The organism is Stenotrophomonas sp. STEN023 (genome assembly GCF_056760135.1).
In genome coordinates this window covers 18,448-31,842 of the sequence record NZ_JBRREF010000008.1, presented here as the reverse complement: position 1 = coordinate 31,842, position 13,395 = coordinate 18,448, and the positions used below count along the sequence as shown (strand labels likewise).

The 13,395-nt window shown below is 63.0% G+C and carries 21 protein-coding genes; 4 read left to right on the top strand and 17 right to left on the bottom strand.

Going from position 1 to position 13,395, the window contains the following annotated elements; all coding sequences use genetic code 11:
- Positions 1-45: 45 nt before the first annotated feature.
- The 11 genes from ACVOLV_RS03720 to ACVOLV_RS03670 form a co-directional block, all read right to left on the bottom strand.
- Positions 46-486 (bottom strand): DUF6573 family protein, encoded by a 441-nt coding sequence (locus ACVOLV_RS03720; protein ID WP_282884372.1) that lies wholly within the window; start codon positions 484-486, stop codon positions 46-48.
- Positions 487-745: 259 nt separating this feature from the next.
- Positions 746-1,231: a hypothetical protein gene (locus ACVOLV_RS03715; RefSeq protein ID WP_279923487.1), complete on the bottom strand. Its 486-nt coding sequence runs from the start codon at positions 1,229-1,231 to the stop codon at positions 746-748.
- 43 nt (positions 1,232-1,274) lie between these two features.
- Positions 1,275-1,505, bottom strand: coding sequence for a hypothetical protein (locus ACVOLV_RS03710; protein ID WP_279923488.1), 231 nt, complete (start codon positions 1,503-1,505; stop codon positions 1,275-1,277).
- Between the two features lie 146 nt (positions 1,506-1,651).
- A complete protein-coding gene (locus tag ACVOLV_RS03705; RefSeq protein ID WP_279923489.1) occupies positions 1,652-1,924 on the bottom strand; it encodes a hypothetical protein in 273 nt (90 codons plus the stop codon).
- 244 nt (positions 1,925-2,168) lie between these two features.
- Complete coding sequence (locus ACVOLV_RS03700) at positions 2,169-2,660, bottom strand: hypothetical protein (protein WP_279923490.1); 492 nt, start codon at positions 2,658-2,660, stop codon at positions 2,169-2,171.
- Positions 2,653-2,997: a hypothetical protein gene (locus ACVOLV_RS03695; RefSeq protein WP_279923491.1), complete on the bottom strand. Its 345-nt coding sequence runs from the start codon at positions 2,995-2,997 to the stop codon at positions 2,653-2,655. The genes ACVOLV_RS03700 and ACVOLV_RS03695 overlap by 8 nt, the downstream gene beginning before the upstream one ends.
- A gap of 10 nt (positions 2,998-3,007) precedes the next feature.
- Positions 3,008-3,211, bottom strand: a complete 204-nt coding sequence (locus ACVOLV_RS03690) for a hypothetical protein (RefSeq protein ID WP_481553198.1) — start codon at positions 3,209-3,211, stop codon at positions 3,008-3,010.
- Between the two features lie 32 nt (positions 3,212-3,243).
- Positions 3,244-3,828, bottom strand: a complete 585-nt coding sequence (locus ACVOLV_RS03685; protein ID WP_481553197.1) for a hypothetical protein — start codon at positions 3,826-3,828, stop codon at positions 3,244-3,246.
- 177 nt (positions 3,829-4,005) lie between these two features.
- Positions 4,006-4,473, bottom strand: coding sequence for an ABC transporter permease (locus ACVOLV_RS03680; protein ID WP_481553196.1), 468 nt, complete (start codon positions 4,471-4,473; stop codon positions 4,006-4,008).
- 61 nt (positions 4,474-4,534) lie between these two features.
- A complete protein-coding gene (locus tag ACVOLV_RS03675; protein ID WP_481507569.1) occupies positions 4,535-4,897 on the bottom strand; it encodes a hypothetical protein in 363 nt (120 codons plus the stop codon).
- Positions 4,894-5,751, bottom strand: coding sequence for a hypothetical protein (locus ACVOLV_RS03670; protein WP_481553195.1), 858 nt, complete (start codon positions 5,749-5,751; stop codon positions 4,894-4,896). The genes ACVOLV_RS03675 and ACVOLV_RS03670 overlap by 4 nt, the downstream gene beginning before the upstream one ends.
- A gap of 143 nt (positions 5,752-5,894) precedes the next feature.
- On the opposite strand from ACVOLV_RS03670, the gene ACVOLV_RS03665 reads away from it, so the two are divergent.
- Positions 5,895-6,245, top strand: a complete 351-nt coding sequence (locus tag ACVOLV_RS03665) for a helix-turn-helix domain-containing protein (protein ID WP_481553194.1) — start codon at positions 5,895-5,897, stop codon at positions 6,243-6,245.
- Between the two features lie 302 nt (positions 6,246-6,547).
- Here ACVOLV_RS03665 and ACVOLV_RS03660 read toward each other — a convergent pair whose 3' ends face one another.
- On the bottom strand, positions 6,548-8,005 hold the full coding sequence (locus ACVOLV_RS03660; RefSeq protein WP_481553193.1) for a DUF6035 family protein: 1,458 nt from the start codon (positions 8,003-8,005) through the stop codon (positions 6,548-6,550).
- A 363-nt stretch (positions 8,006-8,368) separates the two neighbouring features.
- Here ACVOLV_RS03660 and ACVOLV_RS03655 point away from each other — a divergent pair, with 363 nt between their 5' ends.
- On the top strand, positions 8,369-9,370 hold the full coding sequence (locus tag ACVOLV_RS03655; protein WP_481553192.1) for a hypothetical protein: 1,002 nt from the start codon (positions 8,369-8,371) through the stop codon (positions 9,368-9,370).
- A gap of 147 nt (positions 9,371-9,517) precedes the next feature.
- Here ACVOLV_RS03655 and ACVOLV_RS03650 read toward each other — a convergent pair whose 3' ends face one another.
- The 5 genes from ACVOLV_RS03650 to ACVOLV_RS03630 all read right to left on the bottom strand — a co-directional run bounded on the left by ACVOLV_RS03650 (position 9,518) and on the right by ACVOLV_RS03630 (position 10,912).
- The gene (locus ACVOLV_RS03650; protein WP_481553191.1) at positions 9,518-9,709 is read right to left on the bottom strand and encodes a hypothetical protein; all 192 of its coding nucleotides are present in this window, start codon (positions 9,707-9,709) and stop codon (positions 9,518-9,520) included.
- Positions 9,706-9,924 (bottom strand): hypothetical protein, encoded by a 219-nt coding sequence (locus tag ACVOLV_RS03645; RefSeq protein ID WP_481553190.1) that lies wholly within the window; start codon positions 9,922-9,924, stop codon positions 9,706-9,708. The genes ACVOLV_RS03650 and ACVOLV_RS03645 overlap by 4 nt, the downstream gene beginning before the upstream one ends.
- Positions 9,905-10,276, bottom strand: a complete 372-nt coding sequence (locus tag ACVOLV_RS03640; RefSeq protein WP_481553189.1) for a hypothetical protein — start codon at positions 10,274-10,276, stop codon at positions 9,905-9,907. Before ACVOLV_RS03640 ends, ACVOLV_RS03645 begins: the two co-directional genes overlap by 20 nt.
- A gap of 187 nt (positions 10,277-10,463) precedes the next feature.
- Positions 10,464-10,655, bottom strand: coding sequence for a hypothetical protein (locus ACVOLV_RS03635; RefSeq protein ID WP_481553188.1), 192 nt, complete (start codon positions 10,653-10,655; stop codon positions 10,464-10,466).
- Positions 10,656-10,705: 50 nt separating this feature from the next.
- Complete coding sequence (locus tag ACVOLV_RS03630; protein ID WP_481553187.1) at positions 10,706-10,912, bottom strand: hypothetical protein; 207 nt, start codon at positions 10,910-10,912, stop codon at positions 10,706-10,708.
- Positions 10,913-11,312: 400 nt separating this feature from the next.
- Between ACVOLV_RS03630 and ACVOLV_RS03625 the strand changes: the two genes are divergently transcribed.
- Positions 11,313-12,551 carry an HNH endonuclease gene (locus ACVOLV_RS03625; protein ID WP_481553186.1) on the top strand — a complete coding sequence of 413 codons (1,239 nt, stop codon included), beginning with the start codon at positions 11,313-11,315 and terminating at the stop codon, positions 12,549-12,551.
- Positions 12,548-13,369: a GIY-YIG nuclease family protein gene (locus ACVOLV_RS03620; RefSeq protein ID WP_481553185.1), complete on the top strand. Its 822-nt coding sequence runs from the start codon at positions 12,548-12,550 to the stop codon at positions 13,367-13,369. Before ACVOLV_RS03625 ends, ACVOLV_RS03620 begins: the two co-directional genes overlap by 4 nt.
- Positions 13,370-13,395 lie beyond the last annotated feature (26 nt).

Below are 13,395 nucleotides of genomic sequence, written 5' to 3'. Positions count from 1 at the left end.
GCCAGGCCGGGAAAACGATGAGGGCCGGTTGCCCGGCCCCTCTCGTCAATCCTCGTTCGGCAGCATGATCGTCACCACCGGTTCTAGGTTGTCCCCCGGCCCACACACGGCTTTCAAGGTAACAAGCCGGTGCGTCGACCGGGTCAAGCCCGAGCGATCATCCGGAATCGCTTCGTTCACCTGCCAGTCGCCCACATCGGGCATGGCCACCAAGAGTTGGTAGTGGATCTCGGACATGTTGCCGCTCTCCCGCTGGATCGCCACGTGGAGCATGAAGAGCACGTCCCACAAACGCCCCTCCACGGATTGCCCACGCATCTCCAGTCCCGCGGGCACTTCGACGTAGCGTGCCCACGCGGCGCGCGTGATGGCCACGGGCAGCTTGAACCCTGCTTCCTTGGCTACGTCTGAGACGTCCACCAGGACGCCGTCCTCGATTGCCTGGGCCCGGGCGTAGGAATGGATGAGGTCGGAATGCTCGAACATGTTGTCTCCTCGCTTGGTGAGTAATGGCCCGCCCAGAGCATCCGGTCGGGATGTCCTGGAATGGGAAACCCACCGCCCCACCGCCTGGCGCGGTCAAGGGAGGAAATTGAAGGGCTGGCGCGGCCCGCAGCGAAGCGAGGACACGGGCCCTGGAATGGCCCTTGACCGGAGAAGCCGGGAGATGGGGCCGCGCGTAGCGCAAGGGGCTCCAATGGCGTGCCGAACGGCACACCGATACGCGGTTGGAATGCGAAAAACGTCAGACCTGGGTGCAGATCAAAGGCACCCGGTCCATCCAGGCGCTTTGCCCAGCGGAGGCCTGCGCTGTGAGCGGGCCCAATCCGGGAATGAAGCGAAGGGACGCCAGTTGGACGTCGTCCTGGGGCCAATACTGACCGTCGGGGGAAAAGACGAAGTGATCGCCCTGAAGCGCGCCGCACGTGGTGCAGTGGTGGGCCAAGTAGATCTGGCCGGAAGTGCGAGTGGACGCGTAGCGAAGCCAGGGGGCGTGGCCAGTCACGAAAGCGGCGGCGCATTCATCCAGGTGCTCGATGTAGCGCAGCAAGGCGCCCTCGCCCTGGTCCACCACGCCCTCGTCGTCGCGCTCCTCAAACGAGGGCACCCACACCGCCGCCGTGGGCGTCTGGGCGTGGCAGAAATGGCAGCTGGTCTGACCAAGCAGCAGACCGTAGGCAGGCGCATGGAGGAAGACGTTGTCGGTTTCGGGGGAAGCGGACTGATTCATGGCGCCATTTTGCCTTGCGCGTGTGTCAGTCAGTGAGACAACATCAGGCAGTTGTTGCGGCGGCACGCCTGGCGATCGGGCGGTTCGTGCCCAGCCACCCCATCGCTTTGTATTGCTCGGGTGTCAGCAGCTTGCTCACGCCCAGCCATTGGGTCAGGTGGTAATGGCCGATGGTGTGGGGGTAACGCTGGATGCCCTCGTGCAGAGGCTTGGGCAGGTAGCACACCTCGCCATCGGTGCGCTCATAAGCGAAGTAGTAGTGCCGTGCTGCCATGGTGACCTCAGATGGCCCAGGTGGCACTTTCGATGGCGTCGGAGATGCGAGCCCCGAGCAGAACGCTCAGGGGAAGCACAATGGGGGCAAGCGTCGCGAGGATTGAAAGGGTCATGGCTGTCGGTCCGATGAGGTGGGGTTGGTGATCAGGCGTTGGCGAGAACGTCGATCAGATTCTCATCGTCTACACCGTAAATTGGCTGCACCTGGCCGTCATCGGTGGTCAGCCAGAATGGTGCTTTCGTGAAGTCGTTCTTCTTAGCGCCGTCTTCGTCACTCAAGTTGGCTTGGTCCGCCACAATGCTTTCCTGGGAGTTCAAATAGACGCCTGCCGAGACTTCGACGGAGCCATTATCCTGGGCGACTTTGAGAGCAGCAGCACGAATGGCTTCGGCGGGGGTGTAGGTGTTGTTGTTCATGATGATCTTCCTTCTAAGTTTGGCTGGCGGGTTGCCTTCCACAACTTCAAGGTAGATCGCCATAGAAATATGTCCATGCCTGCAATGGATCTTTTCAAGACTAAAATCAAAAACTGCGAATTTTCACGCAAATATTCCTAACAACGAATTCGCGCCGAAGGCGTTGTTGCTCTTCTTCCATCGGGTGCTTTTCAGAATGCCGGTCGCGCTGCGGCCGGTGGCGGCGTTGTGCGGTTGCTCTTGCTCAAAGACGCGGTCGGCTCGCCGTCGGCGTTCTGTCCACGGCCACCAACCGGCGCTGCAGAAACGCAGCCCGCTGCTCGGCCTCCACTTCCGCCACCACCTGGGGCATTGCATCGCGCAAGGTGCCGGTCCGCCAGAAGGGGCTGGCGCGGTGAGCGTTGCCGCCAAGCCTCATCAGCAGACGCGCGGTCTGCTCCATCCGCTCCCGCTCCACGGGATGCTCGCTGGACTGGTAGTCCGACGCGAGCTTCTCCAGCGGCCTCTCGCTCCAGAAGTTGCGCGCGTGCGGTTCCGCGCCCGCTTCGATCAGGGCTTCAACGATGCGCGGCCAGGCCAGCGCAGAGTGAATGGCCGGGCCCTCGTTCTCTCGCCACGCGTTGGGGTTGGCCCCCTCCCGAAGCGCCTGCAGCACCCCCACCAGGTTGCCCTCAACGCACGCATGGATGAGCTCAGCGCTGGGGCTACCGGGCGGTGGCGGGGTGCGGTCAATCATAGCCACGGCGTTTCCTCAGCGTGCCCCGGATGATCTGGCGCAACACTTCGCCGCGGGTCACGCCTAGGGTCGTCGCCAACAGTTCTATGCCTTCCACGATGTGGCGTGGAGCCACCATCTCGGGCAGCCGATCCGTCTTACTGTCGCCCATTCGCTTGCTGGACAGCGGGAAAGGTTGGCGGAAGTAGAGCGCCAGGATTTGCCGCACGGCTTCGTTGAACGGAATACCGTGCTTCTCGGCCAACTGGCGGACCTCGTCGGCATCGCGGGCGTTGACGAAGGAAGTCGGCAGACGCCCCATAGGGTTGTCCAGGCGGGGGTTGCGCAGGGGCAGCATCAACCGCTCCTCAGATCGCTGCCGCTTCGCGCACGGTGGCGATGGCCTTCCAACGGTTGATGGCGGCGCCCGCGTAGTAGAGCGCGTCCACCAGTTCTTCTGCCGCACCCTTGGCGCTCAACACGGCGTTGCCGCGGGCGAAGCCGGCCAGGATGGCGTAGCGCTCCTGGTCATCGGTGGCGTTGTTCATCGATTGGGCGATTTGGACGTTCATGTGGGTTCTCCTGATTGGGGTGGTGGATGCGGTTAGAAGCGCATGCGGTGCTGGGGGATTTCCTGACTGGCCACTGGCGTTTCCTTCTGCGCTTCTTCGCGTGGGCTCCACACCTGGCCACCGATGACCATGCTCGGACCACTGGTGGCAGGAAGTGCTTGCGAAAGCGTGGCCTGCTTCGTCATTGCCTTGAGCGCACCCAGGGTGCCCTCCCCCATGTCTTTGGCTTCGTAGGTCACCGCCCCCTTCAGGTGGTCCGGCGCCTCGTCCACCAGCGCGGCGAGGGTTCGACCGAACTTCGAATTCGGACCCTGATTGCGAGCATCGGCGTCCCAGCGCTCGATCACTTCAAACGACTTCTCGAGACGGTGGCCAGACTTGTTGAGCTCTTGGAACACCGCTTCAGCGTCTTTCACATTGAAGCGAATCGTGGAGAGCTTCACCGGGTGAGCGTAACCACCGCCACTCGATGCAGATTGGGTGATGGCGACCGCTTGGATTCCGTCGCTGACGAGGTGATGAATTTTCATATCGATTTCCTTGATGGTTCGGAAGGCGCGATTGCCTCTCCACAATTTCAAGGTAGATCGCCATGCGATTTTGTCCATGCGATCCATGGATCTTTTCTTGACTAAAGTGCAAATCTGCGGCCTTGGGAAGCAGATATTCCTAACATCGAACCCGCGCCGAAGGCGATGTGCCTCCCACCGCCAGGTGGTGCTTTTCAGATGCTTTTCGCTGGGCACAAAAAAGCCCCCTTTCGGGGGCTTCAACTTGCTCACTGGCTCTTCTTCTCAGATGCGCGTGGCCCGCACGAAGCGAGTCATGAAGCCGGACACCAGGGGCACGACGGTGTAGAGGACCGCAAACGGAAGCAGCGCGATGGACGCGATGGCCTTCACCGCTTCTGGTGCTGCAGGCGTGAACGCCGCGAAGAACAGCGCCACGTGGACCCCGAAGACACCCAGCAGCCCTAACAGGAAACCTTTGAAGAAGCCGCCCTTCTGGCCGGTCTGGTCATACAGTCCCCAGCGTGAGGCACGGAAGCGCGCGGCCCGCCAGTTCATCCAGGTCAGTAGTGCCAGCAATCCGACCAGGGCTACGCTCGCGAGCAGGGCCAGAACCACCATGAAAGGATGGCCGTTGTTCTGGTGGATCTCCTGCGCCCCGGCAAGCATCACCAAGGAAGCACCGCCCAAGATGACGTAGGCGGGAGCCAAGGCACCCCAATTCATGTGCTGCGACGGCGATTTCATGTTCATGTGGACCTCCGTGATGAGCTGCTTCCCCTACTCATAACGCTTTTCGGCGAGCTGGCAAGGGTCAGCCCTTCTTCTGCGCACTGATCGGCACCCAAGCGTTGTCTTGCTTTGCAAAAGTGAAGTCGAATTCCGACCGCACCGGAACCGGCTCCGGCTTCAACTGCTTGCCACCATGGAAACCCACCATGTCCACGGTCCCACCGGTCACGCAGGTGACCCGCTCGGGGCCGCTTGCACTGCAGTCCACCTCCAGGTCGTCCCAGCCGCGAATCTCAATCCGCTGCCCAAGCTCCGGAACAAGGTTGGCATTCATGTGCATCTCGTAGGCCTTGGCCACCTGCTCTGCCGTGGGCATGTCTGCCTTGCCCCCGCACGCTGCCAGCGTGAGCGTCAAAACTGCCAGTGCGATTGCTGCGTTCTTCATGCGCCTTCTCCTTGCTTGTTGGTGAGATCCACTTCGATCGTTTCGTTGCGGTAGCCGACGCGCACCCGCTCGACCGTCACGTCCATCTTCGGAACCTTGTTCTCGACCCACACCCGGTTGACCGTGAAGACGACCAGGTCATCGCGGGCATCGCGGCCTTGCCGGGCAAGGTTGGCCGCCTCCGCCGAATCCATCTTGATCAAGAGCTGATATCGGCCGGCCCACTTTGGACTGAATACCACCCTGTCGGTTCGCTGGAACCACGGCACGAATCCCTTGCCAGTCACGGACAGACCACCGGCGGAGATTTCCGGCAGGGGAACGTAGACCTCCATGGCGCCGCGAGCAGCGTTGTATTCGACCCCGCCCCAGGATACAAAATTGGGCCGCACGGCGAAGCGGCGCGTGGACTTGAACTTCTCCAGCCGTGCATCGAAGGCCGGCCCATAGTGCCGTTCGATGGCGTCTGTTTGTGTCCTATCGATCCCGTTGGCCCCATTGATCTTGGTGTCGGCCACCCACCACTGGTAGAGGCACCATTGCCGATCCTTGGCATCCAGGCGGTAGCTGGAGTGCGCCATCGCAAGCAGCTTCATGTCGCACATGTCCGAACCACCGCTGGCGGTCGCGGTCAGGCCCACCCGCAAGTGCTGCGCCCCCTCCAGCGTTTCCTGGTCCAGATCCCAGTAGGTTCCCGCCGGGTCGAGGTAGGGACTGCGCACCTTCTCCGCCGCCACCCGAGGCGTGTTGCCCAGGGCCCGCCCAATTGTCTCCAGCAACCCCTTCCCGTCCCCGGCCTGGGCCTGGAACGCCAAGGCCAGCGCCAGCGCGCCGGCCCACCCTTTGCTTGCCATAGAACCCCCTGTCGGCTCCTTGCCACGGACTTACGTGGTGCGTAGAGTCTACCCGGGGCGGTGGCCGCGGGTCATGCTTGCAGCATGTCTGCATTGCGTCTGTTCAGCAAGTGAGCACTCCCCCGCCGGTCCCTCGGGCTGTCGTGGCGGCGCGCCTGCGGCAAGCCCGCCAGCTGCGAGGCCTGAGCCAACGCGAGGTCGGGGTGCGCATGGGGTTGGACAAGGACACCGCGTCCGCGCGGATCAGCCGTTACGAAAGCGAGAGCATGGCCATCAGCCTGGAATCGCTGTTCGAGCTGGCCCAGGCCTTGGACGTTCCACCGGCCTACCTGCTGGCCACCACCCCGGCCATGGCCAACGCCATCTTGGCCCTGGGCAGTGAAAGTGAGGCGCAGAAAGTCCGCTTGGCGGAGATCTTGGAGAAGCTTTCAGGGTTGCCTCTGAAAAAGCGGAATCTGCTCATTGAGCAGTTGTCACATCTCACCAAGGAATAGCAGTCACAACTAAGGAATGATCCCGATGTGGAAATGGATTTCCCGTCTGCTGAGCCCCACCCCCACCGATCAGGCGCCCCCCTCCCCCAGGGTCGATCTCGCCGCACTCGTTTATCTGAACATGGTCGAGCTCAATGCGGCCGAAGCCCGGGCATTGCTCGCCCAGGACCTCGCGTTGCCGGACCGGCTCCGTCAGCGCCTCGTTGTGTTTTCAAGCACCGCTGACGCGCTCCTGGACAAAGCACGGACGATCCCTGCGCAGGCCCCCGACTGGGAGGCCATTCGGCGAACAGCCCGCTTACTCAACGGCGAGTTTGAGCTTCTGCGAAGCGATCTTCACCGCTCCCTTCGACAACTCGCTTTCTAGCGCCCTGCGAGGGCGGTAGGCGCAACACTGCTTTGGCGACGTGCGAAGGATCGGCCTGCCATACGTCCGCCACCTCGGGGAACAGGCGTAGCAGCAATCCATCCCATGTGCGATCGGGCTGAAAGCTGCTCTCGCCCTTGGCCAGGCTGGACAACACGTCCTTCATCTTGCCCTGGAGCTTTCTGGTTCGGTCCTGCTCCAGCACGGTCATCAACTGGCCGTGCGCGCGGAGCATGCAGCGGTAGAACCAGAGCGTCTTGGGCCACACCTTGTGGATGTGATGTCCGAGTTCGGCCAAGGTCTCGAACCCGATGCCGATGGGTTTTCCTTCACCGTGCTTGGCCGAGTAGCCGGCCACCAACAGCCGGTCCAGCTCTCCTTGCCCCTTGGCGTATTGAGGCAGGGTGATTCCCACCTGCGCGAACGAGCGGCGCAGCTCGTCCCACCGCCGATCCCGCTCCTTGTAGTCGTCGATCTCGCCCCGGAGCATGGCCACGTAGAACGTCTCGAAGGCCTCCCGTCGCTTGGCCCACACCTGCTCCTCCCGCCAAGCCTCACGGGCTTGCTCGGCAAGTGCCTTCTGCGTCTCGTAGTCGAAGGCGTAGGCCCTGGGAATGCCGCGGCTGCAGGTGTCGAATGTCAGCTCGTCGAAGGCCACCTCCCGGCGCACCTCCACATCCTCCACCACCCCGTTTGTAAGGCGGGGCTCGAGCCAGGCGCCCTCCAGGTAGAAGCGCCCTTCCCGCTGGGACCGTGCCACCGTTTGCGGGGTGACACGAAAGGCATTGCGGTTGTTCGAGTAGAACAGATCGTCTTCCGCTAGCCGGAACTTCGACAGGTCCAGATCCTTGAACAGCCAGAGCATGTGCCCGGTGTTCTCGCGGTAGAACTTCATGCGTTCGGCGATGACGTGCACGAAAGTGGTGGAGAGCTGTATTTCGATGGCCCACCGCTGACCGTTCCGTTGGGTCTGGATGTCGGGCTGGCGCCACTTCCCGCCGTCCACGTCCCACCACCGCCGCTCCACTTCGGTGTTTGAGAACGACGGGTCGGCATCCAGGCTGTCCCTCACCCACTGCTTGAAGGCTTTGTGGAGGGAGCCCTCTTTGTGCAGCCCGAACTTGCGGGCCAGGATGGCCTTGGGGGAGTGGCCCTTGCGGCCGGTGCAGCTCTCCCGCAACCGCGCCGTGAGGTGATCGAAGTAGAACCGGATTTCCGTGCGCGCCCGAATCGCCTTGGACCTGACCCCCATCGCATCCTTGCAGTGAGGGCAGACGTAGCGCGGCGTTCCGTCGAGCAGCTCAAGCTCCGCAGCCAGACGACCATCCCGGACGACCTCCCCATAGTCCCGGCCTTCCATGAAGTCGTCGAGGGTGAGGGTGTCACCGCTCACCCGGTCCCAGACAAGGTCATGGGAACGCTTCGAGGCAGGAACGTATCGGACGGGACTTTCCATTCCACAACGCTACCGTGCATCCGTCGCAAAAGATGAGACATGCTCGCGCCCACTTCGCCAGCTTGTCGAGACCCGTTCTCATCGCCTAAAAACTGCCTAAAGAAAACGGTTGCCGTCGCACATTCCGTGGTCTAACTATAGGGCCCTTCGAAATACCAAACGGGGGCGATAATGACGACACAACACGGCTGGCAGCCATGCAGGGCGTGCCACCACCCAGGGCAAGACATTCGCATTGAAGGGGATTGGCACCTGCGGGCCAACCCCGGCTATTGGGGCGCTCAAGCCCCCCGAGTTCTCGTGCTGGGTTTCTCCAAGGGCGCCACGCAGATCGCTGCCGCCGCGGGAGGTCAGTTCGATGCGGTGGCTTTCGCGGGGATGCGCCCCCGCTTGAAGGCGGTGTTGGACGGGCTTGGCCTGGATCTCGATGGTCAGAGCATGGACGAAGCATTGTCAGCGGGTGGGCGCGCCTTAGGCGCTGCATCGCTGATCCGTTGCGGGCTCTCCGTGATGGAAAACGGGCAGCTCAAGAGCAGTGGCACGATCATGCCCAAGGCAGCCAAGGCCCCGTTTCCACTCCAGGCCATGAAGACGTGCATCGGCCGGCACCTGAATCCTCTTCCCGAAAGCGTTGAAACGGTGGTCATGCTGGGCACCACCGACGCTTACGTGAAGGGGGTGAAAGGCCTGATGCGAGAACAGTTCTCCGACTACCAAGACGTCAACGAGGTGGCCTTTCGCGCGCAGGGTCGCACCTGGGTGTTCGCATCGCACCCCAGCGGGGCCAACGGCACGTTCGGGGAATGGGTGGCCGGCAACGAGTCGACCGAGTCGGGCCGCAAGCGCTTGTTGGCGCTCGCCGCGCTCGGCAAACCGTCTGACGCCGCCCCATCCCGTGCGTCAGCTCCTGCGCGCGTTTCAGTGACAGACAACCGACCTGTCACCACTCCCCCACCAGTTCGCCCCACACCTCCTAAGCCCACCTCGTCTGCATCCCAGGCAGCGGCTTCCACCCGCCTGGATGCGCGCTTCGCCCAGACCTTTCATCTGGTCAGCAACGAGGGCCGTAAGGTGGTGCCGGTGCGCATGAAGAATCAGGACACCGGCTTGGTCGCTTTTCGCCTGGCGAAGATGGGCAACACCAAGGATGGCCAGCGGGAAGTGACGGACGAAGCCGAACTGCTGCGGTTGTGCGAGACCGGGCAATACCAGGTCAGGGCGCAGCCGTTGGACAAGTCGGGTCCCGCGAACTTCGTTCGCCCCCTGCTCAACCACCGGATCGTGAAGGCACCGGCGGCTTGATGGGGGCTCCCCTGTCCTTCATGCCCTCCGTCAGAAGCTCACGGACGAGCTCACTGACGTGCTTGCTCTGCTCGGCTGCCAGCTGCTCCATCCGCGCCTTCAGGTCCCTGGGCACGCGCACGGCCATTTGAACGTAGGCCGGCCGGGTCATGGCAACGCCAAGGACAGCACCACCGCCACCGCCAGGCCCGCGATGATCGCGGCTCTCAGCAGCGAGCGGCGGCGGGCATTTCCTGTCTGTCGCTTCGCGCTCTTCCAGTGAATGCCAGCGATGCAGAAGACGATGAAGAGGAAGAGGACCACCCAGGCGGTGGTGACGAAGGCACCGAAGGTGATCATGCGGCACCTGCCAAAATCATTGTCGGGAACACAATCCAGGAGGCGATGACGACGAAAGCACCAACCAGACCCAGCGATGCGTCACGCCGCTGGAAAAATGGGGCCTGCTTGTTTGCAACGGTGTGCCCACACCAAGTCAGCAGCGCCCAGCCTTCCGAAGGAATGGACCACCACGGCTTCGCTGAAGGCTTGTGTTCATTCGGCATAACGGTCATAGGGACTCTCCATCTGTTGGGCGGCGCCGTAAGGCAAGGGTTGATCAGGGGTGGTGGACGCGTCAGCCATTCCAGCCACGCTCTTGAACACGTCCAGCAGCGACCGGCTGTTGTCCGCATCGGCCTCCGCGCGCGCCACGAACTCGTCCAACTCGCTGGGCAAGGTGGCGCGCATGTCAGTGACGACATCGCGCACCCCACTTGAACCGGGCATGCTCGCGCCGGTCACGCGATTCCAGTCGCTGGAGAAGCGATCGACCCCGTCCATTCCCATGAAGAACAGCCGGGCCAAGATGGCTGCGACGATGATGTTGACGACCCAACGGCGCGTCACTCTGAAACCGATGAACATGTCTTTTCTCCCCTAGCGTTTCGTTTGTCGGTGTATGACGCTCGCCTTTCGCTCGTCATACCTCTGGGATACATCTGCACGACAAATGCGCAAGGGGACATTGCAGACTAAAGTTGAAAATCGCGAAGCGCCGCTCGCTTCTTAGTTAGGCAAGGAAACGAAGAGGGCCCGAAGCCCCCCGTGGGTATCAGCGCCAACCCCGGTCGACCCGGTCCAGGTCGTAGTCGTCGCCGAACTGCAGGGCGGCTTCTTTCGGTTCCAGATCCGCGTAGCGGGACAGCTCGGTGTCGGTCAGTCCAGCGTCGCCGATGGTGATGGCGAAGTGCGCTTGAAGAGTGGCGTTGAAGGCGTCACGCCAGGTCGCGGTGATATTCGTCATGGGCGTTCTCCCAGTGAAAAAGAAAGGGGCCCCGAAGGGCCCCGTGGCGGTTAGTCTTCCTTGGGTTCGGGCAGGCGCAGGACCACCACGCCGTTCACCGGCACCGCGTTGAGGACGAGGCGGTAACCCTTGCCGTCCTGGTGCGGCCAGGCCGCACCGATCTTCGACCAGTTGCTGCGCTTCTCGCCCTGGACTTCGTATTCCTCGACCAGCAAGGCATCGAGGCGGTCGTTGGCGGGCTGGTTTTTCTTGGCCATGGTCTTTCTCCGTTTGGGTTCGAGCGGATTGCTCGCGAACCGGTGAAGGGAGCCGTTCAGGCCTTGCAGCACCCCGGCAGCGACGCAGCGGAAGCGCAGGAGCCCAGAGGGGCCGCAACGCAGGGGAGGAGTGCGACGCACTTGCGCAGGGACGAGGCGACCGATCCTGTCGCGATGAAGCAACCGCGCCCAACGGAGCCATGCAATGGCCCTTCCCACCTGCCCTCGCCTCGCTCTGCAGTCGGCGGAAGGTCCAGGCGAATCAGCGTTCGAAATCAGGATGGCCGAACCAGACGAGGGCTGCCTTGGCCCCGCGGTTCGCACACGGTTTGGCCTGCGCTTTGCCGATGGAAGACACCCCGGGACATTGCGATACTTGAGTGACAGGATGGGGGAATACATGGGTATCGAACGGGAGTTTCAGAGCTACGGCGCGCAGCTCGTCAATCGCGCATGGGCGGTTTCCGCGATCACCGGCGATCCACGCGAAGTGGTGGTGAGCATCTGGCAGCACAACATCGCCGAGCGCGATGGCCGGTGGATCTACGATGACTCCCTCGCGCGGTGGAACGGCGCGGGCAAGAACTTGCTCAAGGAGCACCTCGGTGTGGCCTACCGCGAAGGGCTGCGGTTGCGCGCCGTCGTCGCCACCCAACACAACCGCGCCGAACGCGAGCGAAACCCGGACAAGGCCCCGCGCAACACGTTCAAGGCCCGCCCCGACTGGGTGGGCCGTGTGGAGTTGCTGGACGGCGACCACTTCGTGTTGGTGTTCGAGCACGTCGGCGAGCTGGCCACCGCCCCGACCGGTGCCAAGTATTGGCGGGTTGCCGAAGCGGTGGAAGCAATGGGTGGCGGCACGCTGGCCGAAGTGGGCGAGTGGCTGGAGACCCACTTTCCTTCCGACCCCATCGCCGACTTGCGCGCCAACCTGGAGCACCTGACGGTGAACTCCCCCAGCCGGCCCCACTACAACTACAGCCGATCCGATTGGCGCACCGACCGCGGCCACCCCCACGACCGGCTGTTCAAGATCGTGGACGCCGGTCCGCCCAGGCGCACCCGCTACGTGCCGTTCAACCCAGCCGTCCATGGCCACCTGGATCTGCAGAAAGGCGACGATGGAAAGTGGGTGGTCGTGCCGTTGCCTCAGGACGATCAAACGCGGGCGGAAGCGCAAGGCCAGGCCGACGCGTTCGACCATGCGCCACCGCTCGACAACGAGCACGACGCTCGGGTGTGGGCCATGCGCGCCGTCGCGCAACGCCGCGGCCAACCCCTGTTTCGCGCCCGCTTGCTCGACGCCTACGATCGCCAGTGTGCCATCACGGGGTGTTCGGCCTTGGAAGTGCTGGAGGCGGCGCACGTGCTGCCCTACAAGGGCGACCACACCAACCGCGTGGACAACGGCCTGCTGCTTCGCGCCGATCTCCACACCCTGTTCGATTGCCAGTTGCTCTGGATCACGGAGGAGAACATGGTTGCCCTCGCCCCCGCACTCTTGGCCACCGACTACGCGTCGCTTCAAGGCCAAGCGCTTCGTCTGCCGGCGTCCCGAGCGAACCACCCCAACCCGGCTCACCTGGCCGAACATGCGGCGGCGTGCGTGGCCCGTCATACCCAAGGTTCGCACCCATGAGATTGTTCGACCTGATCAAGGTGTGGGAACCCACCTTCGAGGCCCAAAAAGCGAAGGTCCACCTGGCGCGCTACAACGGCAACGAGCGCCCACTGGACGTGTTCCTGGAGGGTCAGTTCGACGAATGGCAGCGCTGGCAGAGCAAGCGCAACTTCCAGCGCGAGTTTGTCGTGTCCTTGATCAGCGCGGGCTCGCCCACCCGCTGGCTCTATGCGGGTCTTTTCCGCTCCCTTGACCATGTCGAGGAGGGCGATCCCAAGCCTCATTACTACTACACGTTGGAACGGGTGTCCTCGTGCGAGGAATGGGTGGGCCGCCTCTTCCTGGAAAGCCGATACACCGAGCGCCACTCCTACCCCAAGGGGGAAACACTGGCCGAGGACCTGACGGTGACTGAGCTGTTGGCCGAACGGCTGTCCATCTCAGACTTCCCAGGATTCAAGGCGGTAAACCTGACCAAGGCACAATTGGACATCGTTGTGCGCCAGCAAACCGCGGCATGGCGCGCGGCCTTGTCCTCCGTGAAGGGAATCTACGTCATCACCGACACGACCACCGGCCAGCTCTACGTCGGCAAGGCCTCTGGGGCCGACGGGATCTGGGGACGCTGGTGCGCGTATGCGGCCAATGGGCACGGCGGCAACGTGGCGTTGCGCAAGGAATTCGGCATCGAGGCCAAGGAAGAACGCCGGCACGCGTTGCGCTTCGCTGTCCTGGAAATCGCTGACCTGTCCGCCACCGAGGACGACTTGTGCGAGCGGGAAAGCCACTGGAAATCCGTGCTGCTGTCGCGCGAACACGGCTACAACCGCAATTGAAAAGCCCCGGCCTGACCGGGGCTGTC

Excerpts from the sequence above, each read along its gene's own strand:
- ACVOLV_RS03705 (WP_279923489.1), bottom strand. The coding sequence starts at position 1,924 with ATGAACAACAACACCTACACCCCCGCCGAAGCCATTCGTGCTGCTGCT.
- ACVOLV_RS03640 (WP_481553189.1), bottom strand. The coding sequence starts at position 10,276 with ATGTTCATCGGTTTCAGAGTGACGCGCCGTTGGGTCGTCAACATCATC.
- ACVOLV_RS03650 (WP_481553191.1), bottom strand. The coding sequence starts at position 9,709 with ATGATCACCTTCGGTGCCTTCGTCACCACCGCCTGGGTGGTCCTCTTC.
- ACVOLV_RS03670 (WP_481553195.1), bottom strand. The coding sequence starts at position 5,751 with ATGGCAAGCAAAGGGTGGGCCGGCGCGCTGGCGCTGGCCTTGGCGTTC.
- ACVOLV_RS03695 (WP_279923491.1), bottom strand. The coding sequence starts at position 2,997 with ATGCTGCCCCTGCGCAACCCCCGCCTGGACAACCCTATGGGGCGTCTG.
- ACVOLV_RS03675 (WP_481507569.1), bottom strand. The coding sequence starts at position 4,897 with ATGAAGAACGCAGCAATCGCACTGGCAGTTTTGACGCTCACGCTGGCA.
- ACVOLV_RS03635 (WP_481553188.1), bottom strand. The coding sequence starts at position 10,655 with ATGACGAATATCACCGCGACCTGGCGTGACGCCTTCAACGCCACTCTT.
- ACVOLV_RS03690 (WP_481553198.1), bottom strand. The coding sequence starts at position 3,211 with ATGAACGTCCAAATCGCCCAATCGATGAACAACGCCACCGATGACCAG.
- ACVOLV_RS03680 (WP_481553196.1), bottom strand. The coding sequence starts at position 4,473 with ATGAACATGAAATCGCCGTCGCAGCACATGAATTGGGGTGCCTTGGCT.
- ACVOLV_RS03710 (WP_279923488.1), bottom strand. The coding sequence starts at position 1,505 with ATGGCAGCACGGCACTACTACTTCGCTTATGAGCGCACCGATGGCGAG.
- ACVOLV_RS03700 (WP_279923490.1), bottom strand. The coding sequence starts at position 2,660 with ATGATTGACCGCACCCCGCCACCGCCCGGTAGCCCCAGCGCTGAGCTC.
- ACVOLV_RS03625 (WP_481553186.1), top strand. The coding sequence starts at position 11,313 with ATGGGTATCGAACGGGAGTTTCAGAGCTACGGCGCGCAGCTCGTCAAT.
- ACVOLV_RS03645 (WP_481553190.1), bottom strand. The coding sequence starts at position 9,924 with ATGACCGTTATGCCGAATGAACACAAGCCTTCAGCGAAGCCGTGGTGG.
- ACVOLV_RS03620 (WP_481553185.1), top strand. The coding sequence starts at position 12,548 with ATGAGATTGTTCGACCTGATCAAGGTGTGGGAACCCACCTTCGAGGCC.
- ACVOLV_RS03715 (WP_279923487.1), bottom strand. The coding sequence starts at position 1,231 with ATGAATCAGTCCGCTTCCCCCGAAACCGACAACGTCTTCCTCCATGCG.
- ACVOLV_RS03630 (WP_481553187.1), bottom strand. The coding sequence starts at position 10,912 with ATGGCCAAGAAAAACCAGCCCGCCAACGACCGCCTCGATGCCTTGCTG.
- ACVOLV_RS03720 (WP_282884372.1), bottom strand. The coding sequence starts at position 486 with ATGTTCGAGCATTCCGACCTCATCCATTCCTACGCCCGGGCCCAGGCA.
- ACVOLV_RS03685 (WP_481553197.1), bottom strand. The coding sequence starts at position 3,828 with ATGGATCGCATGGACAAAATCGCATGGCGATCTACCTTGAAATTGTGG.